At 71.0% G+C, this 14,813-nt stretch carries 18 protein-coding genes; 7 read left to right on the plus strand and 11 right to left on the minus strand.

The features are described from left to right. Positions 1-42: 42 nt before the first annotated feature. The gene (locus tag ACZ31C_RS09245) at positions 43-282 is read right to left on the minus strand and encodes a winged helix-turn-helix domain-containing protein (protein WP_465794802.1); all 240 of its coding nucleotides are present in this window, start codon (positions 280-282) and stop codon (positions 43-45) included. Between the two features lie 349 nt (positions 283-631). Here ACZ31C_RS09245 and ACZ31C_RS09250 point away from each other — a divergent pair, with 349 nt between their 5' ends. The 3 genes from ACZ31C_RS09250 (at position 632) to ACZ31C_RS09260 (ending at position 3,096) form a co-directional block, all read left to right on the plus strand. Beyond that, positions 632-916 carry a hypothetical protein gene (locus ACZ31C_RS09250; RefSeq protein ID WP_465794803.1) on the plus strand — a complete coding sequence of 95 codons (285 nt, stop codon included), beginning with the start codon at positions 632-634 and terminating at the stop codon, positions 914-916. Between the two features lie 826 nt (positions 917-1,742). Continuing rightward, entirely contained in the window at positions 1,743-2,942 is a 1,200-nt protein-coding gene (locus ACZ31C_RS09255; RefSeq protein ID WP_465794804.1) for a glycosyltransferase family 2 protein, read from the plus strand. A 13-nt stretch (positions 2,943-2,955) separates the two neighbouring features. After that, positions 2,956-3,096 (plus strand): hypothetical protein, encoded by a 141-nt coding sequence (locus tag ACZ31C_RS09260; RefSeq protein ID WP_162854347.1) that lies wholly within the window; start codon positions 2,956-2,958, stop codon positions 3,094-3,096. Between the two features lie 93 nt (positions 3,097-3,189). Here ACZ31C_RS09260 and ACZ31C_RS09265 read toward each other — a convergent pair whose 3' ends face one another. The 5 genes from ACZ31C_RS09265 to ACZ31C_RS09285 all read right to left on the minus strand — a co-directional run bounded on the left by ACZ31C_RS09265 (position 3,190) and on the right by ACZ31C_RS09285 (position 6,648). Further along, entirely contained in the window at positions 3,190-3,513 is a 324-nt protein-coding gene (locus ACZ31C_RS09265; protein ID WP_350699336.1) for a DUF1416 domain-containing protein, read from the minus strand. A gap of 1 nt (position 3,514) precedes the next feature. Beyond that, a complete protein-coding gene (locus tag ACZ31C_RS09270) occupies positions 3,515-4,363 on the minus strand; it encodes a sulfurtransferase (protein WP_350699335.1) in 849 nt (282 codons plus the stop codon). Positions 4,364-4,574: 211 nt separating this feature from the next. After that, on the minus strand, positions 4,575-4,679 hold the full coding sequence (locus ACZ31C_RS09275; protein WP_396741961.1) for an Ms5788A family Cys-rich leader peptide: 105 nt from the start codon (positions 4,677-4,679) through the stop codon (positions 4,575-4,577). A 45-nt stretch (positions 4,680-4,724) separates the two neighbouring features. After that, positions 4,725-5,510 (minus strand): LmeA family phospholipid-binding protein, encoded by a 786-nt coding sequence (locus ACZ31C_RS09280; RefSeq protein WP_465794805.1) that lies wholly within the window; start codon positions 5,508-5,510, stop codon positions 4,725-4,727. 103 nt (positions 5,511-5,613) lie between these two features. Further along, positions 5,614-6,648: a hypothetical protein gene (locus ACZ31C_RS09285; protein ID WP_465794806.1), complete on the minus strand. Its 1,035-nt coding sequence runs from the start codon at positions 6,646-6,648 to the stop codon at positions 5,614-5,616. 250 nt (positions 6,649-6,898) lie between these two features. Here ACZ31C_RS09285 and ACZ31C_RS09290 point away from each other — a divergent pair, with 250 nt between their 5' ends. From ACZ31C_RS09290 to mshD, 3 genes are all read left to right on the plus strand, one after another. Continuing rightward, positions 6,899-7,636 carry a winged helix-turn-helix transcriptional regulator gene (locus ACZ31C_RS09290; RefSeq protein WP_350699330.1) on the plus strand — a complete coding sequence of 246 codons (738 nt, stop codon included), beginning with the start codon at positions 6,899-6,901 and terminating at the stop codon, positions 7,634-7,636. A gap of 110 nt (positions 7,637-7,746) precedes the next feature. Further along, entirely contained in the window at positions 7,747-8,613 is an 867-nt protein-coding gene (locus ACZ31C_RS09295; protein WP_465794807.1) for a polysaccharide deacetylase family protein, read from the plus strand. A gap of 57 nt (positions 8,614-8,670) precedes the next feature. Then, complete coding sequence (mshD, locus tag ACZ31C_RS09300) at positions 8,671-9,591, plus strand: mycothiol synthase (protein ID WP_465794808.1); 921 nt, start codon at positions 8,671-8,673, stop codon at positions 9,589-9,591. Positions 9,592-9,597: 6 nt separating this feature from the next. Here the strand turns inward: mshD and ACZ31C_RS09305 are convergent, their stop codons facing one another. After that, positions 9,598-10,443, minus strand: coding sequence for an NUDIX hydrolase (locus tag ACZ31C_RS09305; protein ID WP_350699324.1), 846 nt, complete (start codon positions 10,441-10,443; stop codon positions 9,598-9,600). A gap of 76 nt (positions 10,444-10,519) precedes the next feature. On the opposite strand from ACZ31C_RS09305, the gene ACZ31C_RS09310 reads away from it, so the two are divergent. Further along, on the plus strand, positions 10,520-11,488 hold the full coding sequence (locus ACZ31C_RS09310; RefSeq protein WP_465794809.1) for a Gfo/Idh/MocA family protein: 969 nt from the start codon (positions 10,520-10,522) through the stop codon (positions 11,486-11,488). 62 nt (positions 11,489-11,550) lie between these two features. On the opposite strand, the gene ACZ31C_RS09315 is transcribed toward ACZ31C_RS09310, so the two are convergent. The 4 genes from ACZ31C_RS09315 to ACZ31C_RS09330 all read right to left on the minus strand — a co-directional run bounded on the left by ACZ31C_RS09315 (position 11,551) and on the right by ACZ31C_RS09330 (position 14,810). Continuing rightward, complete coding sequence (locus tag ACZ31C_RS09315) at positions 11,551-12,555, minus strand: anion permease (RefSeq protein ID WP_396741975.1); 1,005 nt, start codon at positions 12,553-12,555, stop codon at positions 11,551-11,553. 4 nt (positions 12,556-12,559) lie between these two features. Next, the gene (locus tag ACZ31C_RS09320) at positions 12,560-13,186 is read right to left on the minus strand and encodes a DUF47 domain-containing protein (protein WP_350699318.1); all 627 of its coding nucleotides are present in this window, start codon (positions 13,184-13,186) and stop codon (positions 12,560-12,562) included. A 129-nt stretch (positions 13,187-13,315) separates the two neighbouring features. Next, entirely contained in the window at positions 13,316-14,245 is a 930-nt protein-coding gene (locus ACZ31C_RS09325) for a PPK2 family polyphosphate kinase (protein WP_465794810.1), read from the minus strand. 58 nt (positions 14,246-14,303) lie between these two features. After that, on the minus strand, positions 14,304-14,810 hold the full coding sequence (locus ACZ31C_RS09330; RefSeq protein ID WP_350699314.1) for a DUF402 domain-containing protein: 507 nt from the start codon (positions 14,808-14,810) through the stop codon (positions 14,304-14,306). Positions 14,811-14,813 lie beyond the last annotated feature (3 nt).

Here is a 14,813-nt window from a genome sequence, read left to right on the forward strand (position 1 = left end):
ACGAACCGGCGGCCATCGCCGCCCTGTCCGCCCGGAATCCAGTCAGGGCTTGCGGAGCCAGGTGCTCGGATCGGTCACGAAAACACCCTTGCCCTGATGGCGATCGATCACTTCGAGCGCCTCAAGCCGAATGAAAACCTGGCGGATCGTGGATGCGCCGACGCCGTGCAACTCGCAGAGCTGGGCAATGGACGGCAGCTTGTCGCCCGGCTTGGTCTTGCCGCTCTCGACATCCGACATGATCCCATTGGCGATTCTCAGGTAATCCGGTACAGCAGGCATGGCGCTCCTCGCGTGGCTTCTCGATTCGATCACGCCTCCCGGCACCTCGACAAGCCGACGCCCTCGACCTTGACTTATGCGCCTTACGCGCATAAGTTGGCCGACGAGTGCTCCTCGCGTGGCAACGAGCAGGGCTCAACCCCCTGGTCGGGGTGGGCCGGGCACGGCGGCCCACCCCGACTCCCCCACCGACCGACCCGCCGCCGGAGACCACGTCGGAGGACAGCTCGTGACGAGCTCATAGACCCGCAGGGCTTCCGGACCAGGGAACGATGAACGCATCTGGCCTCCGAGCCGAGGGGAGGCGGGTGGCCGTGCAGGGCTTCCGAGCTGAGGAGAGGTGCGCGACGTGCGGGATGCCGACACTGACGAGGAACCGCGTTTCGTCGTACACCTGACGCTCCGCGCGACCGACCTCGTCGCCGCGCACCTGCTCACCCGCGCACTTCTCCGCTCCCTCGGGCCACCGGCCGACGTGATCCTCGGAGAGACGACGATCTCCGAGGAAGGCGTACCGGACGTACAGCATCAGGTCTTCTGCGACCGGCGGATGACCTACGGCCGTCGCTGCCTGCTGCGGCCCGAGCACGACGGCGGCTGCTCCCGCCACCCGCTACGCCCGCTCCCCCACTGACCGAAGCGGCTCACGAGCGAGAGTGACCACCAATCTTGGACAGTTTCCGTTAGCGCGAAACGGAAACTGTCCAAGATTGAGATCTCGGCGAGCTTCCTCGCGGCCCTCCGACAGCGATCCCCGGCCAACCCCCGCCAGACGACCCGCTCCGCCCGACCCGGACAGCCGGGCACAGGCCATTCGCCGCGTGCGGGCGGCGAGCACAAGCACGGGGAACCCTGGCGGATGAGAACCGGGCGACCGGCAGCCGAGCCGATGCCAATCGAGCCAATGACAACCGGGCGGACGACATCCGAGCCAATGACCGCCGGGCCAATGACCGCCGGGCCAATGACCGCCGGGCCAATGACAACCGGGCCAATGACAACCGGGCCAATGACCGCCGGACGCATGACCGGCGGACGCATCGCGGCCGGGCGCATGACCGCCGGACGAATGACCGGCGGACGAATGACCGGCGGACGCATCGCGGACGGGCGGGCGAACCCGGACTGCGGCATGACGCCTGATCCGTTCTCGCCGTCAGCTCGAAAGGGCGCGACCCGACAGGGGGCGCACCCGCCACCCACCCACGCCGACCCCGAAGCGTTCCATCGATCGCGGCCGGCCAGCCACCGGGCGCCGTCCAGCCTTGTCGCGCGGCCGTCCACCCGACTGTTTCTCCTGGTCATCGGCGTTTCCGCTCGGCCGGAGGGTCATCCGGTCGTCGGCCGAACGGACGAAAGCGATCATCGCTCTTGGCGACCAGCGGTACATCACTTAGCGTTAGCAGCACGCCTCAACGCGAGCGGCGTTCACAAACCCTCCCGCCTGCGGATTGGCTGTCATGCTGGAAGTCCTCCTGGCCTCGACCATCACTGTGAGTGCCCTCGCGCTGCTGTTGATCGTCGGTTCGTTCGGGTACGGCTTCGTCCGCCCCGAGGTGGTCTACCGGCCGCGTCACGGGATCCGGCCACCGCGCTACGGCCCGGTACGCGCCGACCAGGTGGCGGTCCTGATCGCCTGCCGCAACGGCGCCGCGACCATCGCCGAGACGGTACGCGCGGCCCGCGCCACCGGCAGCGACGTGTACCTGGTCTCCGACGCCTCGACCGACGACACCGCACACCTCGCCGAGGCCGCCGGCGCGCGGGTGCTGGACCTGACCCGCAACGTCGGCAAGCCGGCCGCCCTGCACGCCGGATACGTCGAATTCGATCTCGGTACGCACTACCGGGCGGTCGCCATCCTCGACGACGACGTGGTGGTCGCACCGGACTTCGTCACCGCCGCCCTGGCCGAGTTGACCGAGGAGGTCGGCATCGCGGTGGGCCACAACGTCACGTGGTGGCCACCGGAGCGGCGGTGGAACCCGTGGCTGGCCAAACGGGCCTACAGCTATTGGACGTACCAGGCGGTGATCCGTCGGATCCAGAGCCACTTCAACGTCATGAACTGCATCTCCGGCTCGAATTCGGTGTACCGCACCGAACTGCTGGACACCGTGCTGCCGCAGCAGCCGCCGTACATCGTCGACGACACGTACTGGGTGCTGGAGACGCACCGGCGCAACCTCGGCCGGGTCGTGTACGCGCCGCGCGCCCTGGCACACCTCCAGGACCCGACCACGCTGCCCGACTGGTACCGACAGAACCTGCGCTGGATGTGGGGCACCTTCCAGGGCGTCATCGGGCACCGGGTGGGTCGGCACACCAGCCGCTTCGACTTCGCGTACCTGCTGTTGATGCTGCACTGGGTGCTGTATGTGGCCGGCGGCCCGGTGACGCTCTGGCTGCTCGCCACCGCCGGCCCCGGGCTGCTGGCCGGGCTGGGGCTCATGCTGGCCGGGCAGAGCCTCTGGGTCGGCCTCGCCGCGTGGCGGCTCCGACGCCCCCGCCTACCGCTGTTCCTCCCCGTGATCGTCTTCGCCGACCTGTTGTACCGGGTGATCCTGGTGCACGCCCTGGTGAAGGCGATCCGACAGCCGACGGTCGACCGGTGCGTCTGGGACTCCCCGGCGCGCATGGCGGTCGGCGTGAAGGGCTGAGGGAGGTGACAACATGTCCGCGAACCAGGACCTCCCGCTGACCGGCGCCTCCACCGCCACCGTCGGCCTGCTCGGCAGCATCCTGCTGGGGCTCGGTGCCCTGCTGGTGACCGCCGCCAAGTGGGGTGCCAAGGCCCGCCGCAAGGTCGGCTGACGTACCGCGTCGCGGAAGGGCGCAGACGGCTCGTGGCCCGGGTCCCCCGGGTTGTACGGGGGACGCGGGCCACGAGGCCGATCAGAGCGTGGGTCAGTCGGTGACCGTGACGGTCACCTCGGTGACGCCTCGGCCTGCGGTCACGGCGGTGTCGCCGTTGCCGTGCCGGGACAGGGCCCGCAGGGTCCAGTTGCCGGGAGCGGCGAAGAACCGGAACTGACCGGCCGGAGAGGTCACCACCTCGGCGGTGAACTCGCCGGTCGAGTCGAGCAGCCGGACGTAGGCACCCGGCACCGGGTCACCCTCGGCGGCGCGGACGACGCCGGTGATGACGGTTTCCTTCTCCAGGTCGATGCCGGCCGGCAACGGCGCGGCCTGATCCGGTGCGGCGCAACCGGCGGCGGTCGGAGCGGTCATCTCAGGCCTCCCCAGGCTCGTCGCCGAGTGCCACCGGCACACCGACCAGCGAGCCGTACTCGGTCCAGGATCCGTCGTAGTTCTTCACGTTGCGGTGGCCGAGCAGCTCCTGGAGCACGAACCAGGTGTGCGAGGAGCGCTCGCCGATCCGGCAGTACGCGATGGTCTCCTTGCCGTCGTCCAGCCCGGCCTCGCCGTAGATCTTGCGCAGCTCGTCGTCGGACTTGAAGGTGCCGTCCTCGTTGGCCGCCTTCGACCACGGCACGCTGATCGCGGTGGGGATGTGGCCACCCCGCTGGGCCTGCTCCTGCGGCAGGTGGGCGGGGGCGAGCAGGCGGCCGGCGAACTCGTCGGGGCTGCGCACGTCGACCAGGTTCTTGGTGCCGATCGCGGCGACGACCTCGTCGCGGAAGGCCCGGATGCTGGTGTCCGGCTCCTGCGCGACGTACTGCGTCGCCGAGCGGGTCACCTCGTCGCGGACCAGCGGACGGCCGTCCAGCTCCCACTTCTTGCGACCGCCGTCGAGCAGCTTGACGTCGCCGTGGCCGTAAAGCTTGAAGTACCAGTACGCGTACGCGGCGAACCAGTTGTTGTTGCCGCCGTACAGGACGACGACGTCGTCGTTGCTGATGCCGCGCTCGGAGAGCAGCGCCTCGAACTGGGCCTTGTTGACGAAGTCCCGGCGGACCGGGTCCTGCAGGTCGGTCTTCCAGTCGAGCTTGATCGCACCGGCGATGTGACCGGTGGCGTAGGCCGAGGTGTCCTCGTCGACCTCGACGAAGACGACGCCCGGAGCGTCGAGGTTCTTCTCGGCCCACTCGGCCGAGACGAGTGCGGTGTCGCGACTCATCAGATCACTCCCTGGTGAGGATGGATGGTGAGCCAGCGCGCGGAGATCGCTGTGACGAAGGAGTCGCACCACGCGCGGGACCCATAGCTAGGAACGGATCACGGGATTCGTGCGACGGCGCCGCTGCCGGGCGTCCGGTGGGGTGCACCGGGATCAGGTACGCGTACCCCGAGTGCCTTAGGCCGCTAGGCGGCCCGAAACAGCCCCGCCGTCAGATGACGGGGCGACACAGGCAGGTGGCCACGCGGCACAGGTCGACCGCGCGCCGTTTGGTGAGGAGCGTCCCCATGACCAGGGAGCCTACCAGCGATCTCATGAATCTCCACCGGGCCGACCAGCATCCGGGACGTCGGCACCGGGGTCAGCCGACCGAGTTGATCGGTACGTCCCGTGCGTCCGCGGTCACCGTCAGCCCCTCCGGCCTCGGCGCGACCTCCCGGACGGTGAGCTGGAACGGCAGCTCCGGCAGGGGCACGTCGACCGAGATGCTGCGGGCGAAATTGTTCAGCAGAGTGCGGGCGATCGCGACGTTGGGCAGCCCTTCGGCGTCCAGGTCCTCGAAGCGGAGCGCGATCTGCCCCTGCTCACCGACGACGATCTCGGCGATGCCGGTGACGGTGAGCCGCTGGCCGAGGACGTCCAGCGGGGCGGTCACGGCGAGCTTCCCGTCCTGCTCACCGAGGGTCAGGCCCTCGCGGTCGAGCAGCGCGGCCAGACTCTGGTAGCTGATCGTGCCGGTCCCGTTGACCGTCTCGGCCACCACCTCGCCCTGGCCGGTGCGCAACGTGTCCAGCGAGGCGCGCACGTTGCGGGCGTCCACGTCCAGGCTGGGCAGCGCGACCGCGTCACCCTGCACCGAGCCCTGTACGTCGCGCAGCCGGATGGTGATCCGCTCGTACCGGCCGTCGAGCACCTGGGTGAGAAAGGGGAACCCGCCCAGCTCGACCTCGGGCGGGGAGGACTGCGCACCCTGCTGGGCCACCTGCTGGCGGACCTCGTCGGCGATGGTGCGTTCGGCCACGTTCGCCGCGACCCGGTCGGCGATCGCGACCAGCCCGACGAGTACGAGCAGCAGGACGACGAAGCCGATCAGTACCTTGCGCCCCCGTCGCCGCGGTCGCCGTCCATAGGTCTGCTCGTGCTCCACGCCTTCTCCTGTCCTTCGACACCGGTCGAATCGCCGGTACGCCCGGCGGCGCACCGGTGTTACCCGATGTCCGGATTCCTCAACCGCCCGCCGAAGCGGCCGGCTACAACACCAGTCGGCACATCAGGTACGCGGCCGGGGCGGCCATCGCGAAGCCGGCGAGCGGCCCCTGCACGTGCCGGGCCGCCCACGCGTCGGGCAGCTCGCCCGCCATCAGTCGACCCGCCGCGGCGTACCCGGAGGCCAGGTCGGCCAGCACGGCGACGACTGCGGTGACCAGGCCGATGATCGCGGCCCGGGTCGGCGTGAACGGAGTGACCAGATAGCCGCCGAGCAACGCGCTCACGAGCGTACCCACCATGGCGCCACCGACCACTCCGGCGGCCCCCCGTGGCACCTGGGGCGCGAGTCGGGGCCAGGCCGCGACGGCGTCGGTCAGCCGGGCCACGGTGAGCGCGACCGCGCTCGCCGCGAGGCAGACCGCGATCGCCTGGGTGCCGGCGGGAACCCGGGTGAGCACGATGAGCGTGGCGAAGGCGACCGGGCCGAGCACGATGGTCGCGGTGGTCCGCACCGAGTCGGTCACCCGCACCCGGTCCACCCGCCGGACCAACTGCCCGAGCACCGCGACGAGCACCCCGCCGACCGCGACGTAGAACAGCGGTAGGAGGCGAGGTTCGGCCGTACGGATGGCCACGGTGTCGGCCACGGCGGCGGCCAGCACGCCGACGCCGATCACCACCGCGGAGGCCGGCGGCCGGTTCACCACCGTCCAGGCCAGCACGAACAGCACCTGGACGAGGAACACCACGATGGCGAAGGGCACCCGGTCGCCGGGCCCGGAGGTCTGCGCGCCGACGATCAGACCGACGCCGAGCAGCGCGGCGAACCCGCCGACGGCGAGGGAGAGCTTCTTGGGGACCTCGACCGGTGGTTCCTCGTCCTCGTCCTCCTCCTCGTCGAGCGCGTCGTCGGCACGCCGGGCCGAGCCGCCACGGCGCAGGCGTCGCGGGCCCCGGGAGCGGCCCCGCTCCTCGGTCTCTACGGCCGGACCGGTACGCGGTGCCGAGCCCTCACCGGAGGGCGCGCCGTCCGCCCACGGGTCGCGGTCGGTCTCGGGCGAGTTGGAGGGAAACACCCACCGATCGTGCCAGACCATATGCACAACTCGGGTGCCACGGTTTCCGCGACGTTAAAACCTGGGCCGCGATCAGGGGCAGAAGGTGCAAACAGGAAACCGCGACAAGGTCCGAGCCGGGCCATCAGCTAGTCTCAAGCCGAAACCCGCCCGTCAGCGACGCCGGGACCCACGGAAGTTCCCAGCGCCCACTCGCCCTGAGTGCCGCTGGTCGCGTGCGGCCACACCGGCCGCCGGGACGGAGGTGATCGTGGAGATCCTGCTGCTGGTGACCGCACGAGCAGGCGAACCATCCGCAGTGCTGCCGGCACTCGACCTGCTGCCGCACTCGGTTCGCACCGCACCGCGCGACGTCCGCACCCTGGTCGCCGGCCCGAGCCCGGACGCCGTACTCGTCGACGCCCGCTCCGAGCTGAGCGAGGCGCGGGCGACCTGCCGCATGCTGCACGCCACCGGGCTGGGCGTACCGCTGGTCGCGGTCGTCACCGAGGCCGGCCTGATCGCGCTCAACGCCGACTGGGGCGTGGACGACGTCATCCTCGCCTCCGCCGGCCCGGCCGAGGTGGAGGCCCGGCTGCGGCTCGCGGTCGGCCGGTTGAGCAACGCCACGGCCGGCGCCGGCGGCTCGATCCGGGCCGGCGAGCTGATGATCGATCCGGACACGTACGCCGCCAAGCTGAAAGGCCGCCCGCTCGACCTCACCTACAAGGAGTTCGAGCTGCTGAAGTTCCTGGCCCAGCACCCGGGCCGGGTGTTCACCCGCGACCAGTTGCTGCGCGAGGTCTGGGGCTACGACTACTTCGGCGGCACCCGGACGGTGGACGTGCACGTTCGCCGCCTGCGGGCCAAGCTCGGCTCCGAGTACGAGTCGATGATCGGCACCGTGCGCCAGGTGGGCTACAAGTTCGTCGTGCCGTCGAACCGGGCACTGGCCGAGGCCACCGAGCACGCGGCCCTGGCGCTGCGCCCTCTCACCGTCGAGGGCTAAATCCCTATACGCCCCTTTTGGTCGACTTGCCGGTCTTATGGTGACTGCCGAGTCAACCAGCAAAAGGGGCTGCGGTGGGCACGTATTACGGGAGCTCGGCACGACGACCGGTGGGCACGGCACAGGCGGTCGGCGTCATCGCGCTCGTGGTGTCCGCGGTGCTCGGTTCGACGTACCTACTCGGGCGCAACCTGCTGCCCGAGGAGCCGCGCAACGACTCCGCGGTCACCGCGACCGGTGCCGAGCACCCCGAGTACGCCGACCAGGTGCCGCCCTCGGCGGACTCCCCCGCACCCACCGGCACACCCAGTTCCGTCCCGCCCAGCGGCGTCCCGCACGACCCGGACCACGGCGAGACCCAGGACCCCAACTTCGGCCCGATGGGCACCCGGGTCACCACCGGCACCGGCACCGTCGCCCTCACCTTCGACGACGGGCCGAACCCGGACTACACGCCCCAGGTGCTCGCCCTGCTGCGGGAGCACCGGGTCACCGCGACCTTCTGCCTGGTGGGCCAGAACGTCCAGGCGTACCCGTGGCTCGTCCAGCAGATCGTGGCCGACGGCCACACGCTGTGCAATCACAGCTGGGAGCACGACGTGACGCTGGGCGCGCGGTCACCGGAACAGATCCGCAACGATCTGCTGCGGACCAGCGAGGCGATCCGCGCCGCCGTGCCGGACGCCCCGATCGCCTGGTACCGCCAGCCCGGCGGCGCCTGGACGTACTCCCTGGTCGCCACCGCCCGGGAACTCGGCATGACGCCGCTGCACTGGACGCTGGACACCTCCGACTGGCAGCGGCCCGGCGCAACCCGGATCGCCGCGTCGGTGCTCGACGGGGTGCAGCCCGGTTCGATCGTCCTGCTGCACGACGCCGGGGGCGACCGACAGGGCACAGTGGACGCCCTGTACCGCATCCTGCCCGAGTTGAGCGGTCGGCTCGACGTAGAGGCGTTGCCGCGTCACGGCTTCTGACCGGCGTCGTCCCGCCCACCGCCGCGATGCCGCCGGTGGCCCGGATACGGTGACGGGATGAGCGGCACTCGATCGACCGGCGACCAGGTCCACCGCACCGAGCGGCTCGGGCCGACGGAGATCGCCGAGGTGCTGGCGCTGGCCCGGGCGGCGGGCGACTCCGACGGCGCGGACCCGCTGGACGAACACGTCCTGCTCCGGCTGCGCGACGAGCGGGCACCCGCGATCCACCTGCTGACCCGCGACGACGGCACCCTCACCGGGTACGCCCACCTGGACACCGGCGACCCGGGCAGCGGGATCGGGGCGGAACTCGTGGTGCACCCGGCGTACCGACGACGCGGCACCGGTCGGGCGCTGGCCCGGGCGGTGGTCGCCGCCGCACCAGGGCCGCTGCGCGCCTGGGCACATGGCGACCACCCGTCGGCCGCCGCGCTCGCGGTGGACCTCGGCTTCCGCCGCGCCCGGGTGCTCTGGCAACTGCGTCGGCCGCTGATCGCACTGGACCCGCCACGCCTGCCCGACGGGGTGGAACTGCGTGCGTTCCGCCCCGGCCAGGACGACGACGCCTGGCTGACCCTGAACGCGCGGGCCTTCGCCGACCATCCCGAGCAGGGCCGGTGGAGCGCCGACGACCTGCGGGTACGCCTCGACGAGCCGTGGTTCGACCCGGCCGGTTTCCTGCTCGCCGTCGAATCGGCGACCGGTCGGCTGCTCGGCTTCCACTGGACGAAGGTGCACGAGCGGGAAGGCTCGGCGCGCATCGGCGAGGTGTACGTACTCGGGGTGGACCCGTCCGCGCACGGCGGCGGACTCGGTCGGGCGCTGACCACGGCGGGGCTGGCGTACCTGCGGGAGCAGCGCGGTCTGGACCGGGTGATGCTCTACGTGGACGAGTCCAACACCGGCGCGGTGGCGCTCTACGAGCGGACCGGGTTCGCCCGCTGGTCCGCCCACGTCAACTACCACCTGGGCTGAGGCGGGTCAGCGCGTCGGCGGGTCGCCCAGATAGAAGCGGGGATCGACCTCGTCGGAGAGGTCCAGCACCGGCGTGATCGGGGTGGCCGCGTCCCGGGCCGCCGCCGCCCGCGCCACCGCTGCCAGGTCGTCGCAGGCGGCCACCTCGGCGAGCGTGACCTGGGTCGGCGGCAGCATCGTCAACTCACCGGCCGCGGCCCGTCGGCAGGCGTCCGCAGGACGGATCCAGAGCGCGTGGTCGGCCTCGCCGGAGACCTCCCGGGTCCGCTGTCCCTCGGGCAGCAGCGCGACGAAGAAGTACGTGTCGAAGCGGCGCGGCTCGAAGTCCGGAGTCACCCAGCGGCTCCACGGCAGCAGCAGATCGGAGCGGAGCGTCAGGTCCCGCGCGGCCAGCAACTCGGCGAAGCCGGTACGCCGCTGCTCCAGGTCGACCCGGGCGGCCTCCCAGCCGTCGTCGCTGACGTCGCCGACCACCCGGCCCGCGTCGGGGCCGGCGAGCAGCACCCCGGCCTCCTCGAACACCTCGCGGGCCGCCGCGCAGACCACCGCCTGCGCGGCCTGCGGCGGCACACCGAGCCGTACGCCCCAGTCGGCCGGCTCGGGCCCCGCCCAGTCGAGGTGTGCGGTCGAGTCCGAGGGGTCGACGCCGCCGCCGGGGAAGGCGTACATGCCGCCGAAGGCCATCGCCGCGACCCGGCGGATCAGATAGACCTCGAAGCCCTCGTCGGCCGGACGCAGCAGCAGCACGGTGGCGGCCGTCCGGGGCACCGCGGGAACCCCGCCCGACGCCTGGAACCGGCGGGCGTGCTCCACCAGCGCGGGCGGCGCGGGATAACCACGATCCAGGGTCATACGCCGAGCTTAGAGCGATGTCCCGAGCGGTGGATCAGCGGTGCCGCCCGGAGGTGATCTTCGGTAGCGTCACGCCATGACTCGTTGGGGCATCCTGGCCACCGGCCACATCGCCGCTCGCTTCGCCGAAGACCTCCGCCTGGTGCCGGGCGCGGAACTCGTCGCGGTCGGCTCACGGACCGCCGAGAGCGCCGAGCGCTTCGCCGAACGACACGGCGCGACCCGAGCGCACGGCACCTGGGACGATCTGGCCGCAGACCCCGAGGTGGACGCGATCTACGTCGCCACCCCGCACGCCGCGCACTACGAGGCGGCCCGCACCTGCCTGGCCGCCGGCAAGCCGGCGCTGGTGGAGAAGCCGTTCACGCTCGACCTGGCCACCAGCACCGAGCTGGTCCAGACCGCGCGCGCGGGCGGCGTCTTCCTGATGGAGGCCATGTGGATGCGGTGCAACCCGCTCATCCTGCGCGCCTGCGAGCTGATCGCCGAGGGGGCGATCGGCACGGTCACCGGCGTACGCGCCGACTTCGGCGTTGCCGGGCCGTTCCCGCCCGAGCACCGGATGCGGGCCCGGGCGCTGGGCGGGGGTGCGCTGCTGGACCTGGGCGTCTACCCGGTGAGCCTGGCCCACCTGATCCTCGGCGTGCCGCAGCACGTCCGGTCGTGGGCGAAGCTGGGCCCGGAGGGCACGGACGAGAACACCGGCATCGTCCTCGGGTACGACTCCGGGGCCGTCGCCACGCTGAGCTGCGGCATGGTCGGGGCGACCGGGCTCACCGCCTCGATCATCGGCACCACCGGGCGGATCGAGCTGCCCGATCCGTTCTTCCGGCCGGACGGCTTCGTCCTGCACCGGGCGGACTCGCCGGCCGAGACGATCAGCGCGGAGCTGGTCGGCAACGGCTACCAGTACGAGGCGATCGAGGTGCAGCGCTGCCTGGCCGAGGGGCTGACCGAGAGCCCGCTGGTGCCGCACTCGGCGACCCTGGAGAGCATGACCCTGCTGGACGACGTCCGCGCGCAGATCGGCGTCTCCTACCTCTGAGCGATGTTAGGAAGGGTCCCCTGCTATACGCGAGGCGTTAGCAGGGGACCCTTCCTTTCACCTCAGCTGAACAGGGGGCGCACGACGAAGTACATCAGCGCGCCGATCGAGCCGGCCGCCGGGAAGGTCAGGATCCAGGCGCCGACGATGTTGCCGGCCACGCCCCACCGCACGGCGGAGAGCCGCTTGGTCGCCCCGACGCCCATGATCGCCGAGGTGATCGTGTGGGTGGTCGAGATGGGCGCGCCGAGGACCAGCGCGTTGAAGTAGAGCACGCCGCTGGCCACGGTCTCGGCCGCGAAGCCCTCCGGCGGACGCAGGTCGATGATCTTCCGCCCGAGGGTACGAATGATCCGCCAACCACCGGCGTAGGTGCCGGCGGCCAGCACGGCGGCCGAGGTCCAGAACGCCCACTCCGGGATGTAGGTGGCGTCCTCCTGGTAGCCACCGACGAAGAGGGCGAGCACCACGATGCCGATGGTCTTGGCGGCGTCCTGCATGCCGTGGCCGACCGACATGGCCGCCGCCGAGGCGGTCTGCGCCCAGCGGAAGCCCCGGTTCAGCTTGCCCGGGTGACCCTTGCGGAAGATCCACTGCACGGCGATCATCGCGATGTAGCCGAGGATGAAGCCGACCATCGGCGACAGGATCATCGGGATGATCACGTTCTCGCCGATGCCCGACCAGAGCACGGTGCCGGAGGCCGCCACGGTCGAGCCGACCAGGCCACCGATCAGCGCGTGCGAGGAGGACGACGGCAGCCCGAAATACCAGGTGATGATGTTCCAGGTGATCGCGCCGATGACCCCGGCGAAAACGATACCGAGGCTGGACACACCGGTGGGCAGAGCCACCAGCCCGCTGCCGACGGTCTTGGCGACCTCGGCGCCGAAGTGGGCGCCGATGAAGTTGCCGACCGCCGCCATGGCGAGCGCGACCCGGGGTGTGAGCGCCCGGGTGGAGATGCTGGTCGCGATCGCGTTGGCGGCATCGTGGAAGCCGTTGGTGTAGTCGAACACCAGGGCCACCCCGATCACCGCAAGCACCGCGATGAGCTCGGGACTCACAGGATCAGGACTCCTTGACCGCGATGGTCTCGACGGTGTTCGCCACGTGCTCGAAGGCGTCGCACGCGGCCTCGAGCTCGTCGGCGACCTCCTTCATCTTGAGCACGGTCAAGGCGTCGTACTCGCCGGAGAAGAGCCGCACCAGCAGCATCCGGTACGCCTGGTCGCCGTCGTTCTCCAGGCGGTTGATCTCGATCCAGTAGTCCTCCAGGTCCTTCATCGACTTCAGCCGGGGCATCGCCTCGGCGGTCAACTTGGCCTGCTGGTCGAGGACGTGCACCAGTTCGTGCATCTCCCGGGGCAGCGAGGGCAGCTTGGTCAGCCCGTACAGGTAGAGCAGGTTGCCGACCGCCTCCAGGTGGTCCATCACGTCGTCGAGCAGCGACCCCAACCGGTAGATGTCCTCCCGGTCGAACGGAGTGACGAAGGTCGAGTTGATCTTCTTGAACAACTCGTGGGTGATCTGGTCACTGTCGTGCTCGACCTCGGTGAGCCGTTCGCTGACCGACTGCACCTCGACATCGGGCAGGGCCAGCTCGTTCAGCAGCGCGGTACCCCGGACCAGGTTCTGCGCAGCCCTGGTGAAGAGCTCGTAGAAGGCGCCCTCGTTGGGGCGGAATGAAAACCTCACAGCACGGACCTCGTCGTGTCGGTGGTAGGGGTGCAGCCGCCGTCCGGCGCCCTGCTGAGGGAATGCTAGGGAACCCCCCGAGCGGTCCTTCGTCGGCCCACCCCTGGCCAGGTGCCATTCACCGCTCGTTCAACTTCCGTTCACCTTCAGCAGACCCGCTGTCCTCAACAACCGCTCCCGTTCACCCGCGATGTCGAAATCCGCGGGCGGATACCCGAGCGAGAGGGTGTCGAACGTCTCACGCAGCAGGTGCGCCACCGCCCAGTCCCGATACCACTTCCGGTCCGCCGGCACCGCGTACCAGGGCGCGGCGTCCCTGCCGCACCGACCGAGCAGCTCCGCGTACGCGGCCTGGTAGTCGTCCCAGCGGGCGCGGGCGTCGACGTCGGAGGGGTGGTACTTCCAGTGCTTCGTCGGGTCGTCCAGCCGGGCCAGCAGCCGGCGCGCCTGCTCGGTGTGCGAGATGTGCAGGAAGACTTTGACGATCGCCGTACGGCCGTCGGTCAACTCCCGCTCGAAGTCGTCGATCTCGGCGTACCGGGGCCGCCAGACCTCCTCCGGCGCGCGCTCCTGCACCCGGGGCACCAGGATGTCCTCGTAGTGCGACCGGTTGAACACCCCCAGATGACCTGCGGGCGGCAGCGCCTGTCGGATTCGCCACAGGAAGTGGTGCCGTAGCTCCTCGGCGGTCGGCGGACCGAACGCCCGGATGTGCACGCCGAGCGGGTTCATCGCGCCGACCACCCGCTTGACCGTGCCGTCCTTGCCACCACAGTCCATCGCCTGGAGGACCAGCAGCACCCGCCGTCCCGACCCCGGGTCGGCCTTCGCACCGGCGAACAGCATCTCCTGCTGGCGGGCCAACCCGTCGCCGACCCATCTGACCTGCCGGCGGGCCCAGCCCTTGCGGTCCGGCCCGGTCACCTCCGGGCCGGGCAGCCCGGGCGTCGCACGCGGGTCGATCGCCCCGAGGTCGACCGGCCCTCCGGGCGGCACCCGGAGCAGGTCGCGTACCGCGCCGCCGACCGGCGCCACCACGTCAGTTCCCTCGTAGCCCATCGCAGCATCATCGCGCGACCACGGAGGTGGCGCGCGGCGACGCCGACGCGGGCCGGGCTCAGACCACCAAGGCCAACCATTTGCGGTACGCGGAGGCGAACGGCTCGGTGCCGTCACCCAGGGCACCGAGCAGCCACCGTGCCGCCGCCTCGGCCTCCACCACCAGGTCGTCGGGGTAGCCGAAGCGGGCCCGGTGCTCGGCGAACTCGTCCTCGTCACGCAGCTCGACCAGGCCGGTCTCCCGACGTCGGACCACGTCCAGGTCCAGGTCGATCAGGTGCACCGTGTCCTCGCCCTCCCAGCGGGCCGGGCTGGTGATGTCGCAGTAGACCTCGCTGGTGCGCGGGGGCGGGTTGAACATGCCGGTCCACCAGGCGTGATGCGGCACGAGCAACACGAACGGGATCTGCTCGACCGACGGGCGGCCGTGGTAGACGGAGCTGGTGCCGGCCGACACGCCGAGCCAGACGCCGAGGTCGTCCTCGGTCAGCCGGCGGGCCGGGTAGTCGCGGTGGGCGCTGCCGTCGTACTTGCGGTAGATCACGCGGACCACGTCGCTCGGCATGAG

The sequence above is a fragment of the Micromonospora sp. NPDC023869 genome (genome assembly GCF_055559695.1).

What these genes read in the sequence shown, in the direction of transcription:
- ACZ31C_RS09245 (WP_465794802.1), bottom strand. Translation starts at nt 282, where the DNA reads ATGCCTGCTGTACCGGATTACCTGAGAATCGCCAATGGGATCATGTCG.
- ACZ31C_RS09255 (WP_465794804.1), top strand. Translation starts at nt 1,743, where the DNA reads ATGCTGGAAGTCCTCCTGGCCTCGACCATCACTGTGAGTGCCCTCGCG.
- ACZ31C_RS09260 (WP_162854347.1), top strand. Translation starts at nt 2,956, where the DNA reads ATGTCCGCGAACCAGGACCTCCCGCTGACCGGCGCCTCCACCGCCACC.
- ACZ31C_RS09265 (WP_350699336.1), bottom strand. Translation starts at nt 3,513, where the DNA reads ATGACCGCTCCGACCGCCGCCGGTTGCGCCGCACCGGATCAGGCCGCG.
- ACZ31C_RS09270 (WP_350699335.1), bottom strand. Translation starts at nt 4,363, where the DNA reads ATGAGTCGCGACACCGCACTCGTCTCGGCCGAGTGGGCCGAGAAGAAC.
- ACZ31C_RS09275 (WP_396741961.1), bottom strand. Translation starts at nt 4,679, where the DNA reads ATGAGATCGCTGGTAGGCTCCCTGGTCATGGGGACGCTCCTCACCAAA.
- mshD (WP_465794808.1), top strand. Translation starts at nt 8,671, where the DNA reads ATGAGCGGCACTCGATCGACCGGCGACCAGGTCCACCGCACCGAGCGG.
- ACZ31C_RS09305 (WP_350699324.1), bottom strand. Translation starts at nt 10,443, where the DNA reads ATGACCCTGGATCGTGGTTATCCCGCGCCGCCCGCGCTGGTGGAGCAC.
- ACZ31C_RS09310 (WP_465794809.1), top strand. Translation starts at nt 10,520, where the DNA reads ATGACTCGTTGGGGCATCCTGGCCACCGGCCACATCGCCGCTCGCTTC.
- ACZ31C_RS09325 (WP_465794810.1), bottom strand. Translation starts at nt 14,245, where the DNA reads ATGGGCTACGAGGGAACTGACGTGGTGGCGCCGGTCGGCGGCGCGGTA.
- ACZ31C_RS09330 (WP_350699314.1), bottom strand. Translation starts at nt 14,810, where the DNA reads ATGCCGAGCGACGTGGTCCGCGTGATCTACCGCAAGTACGACGGCAGC.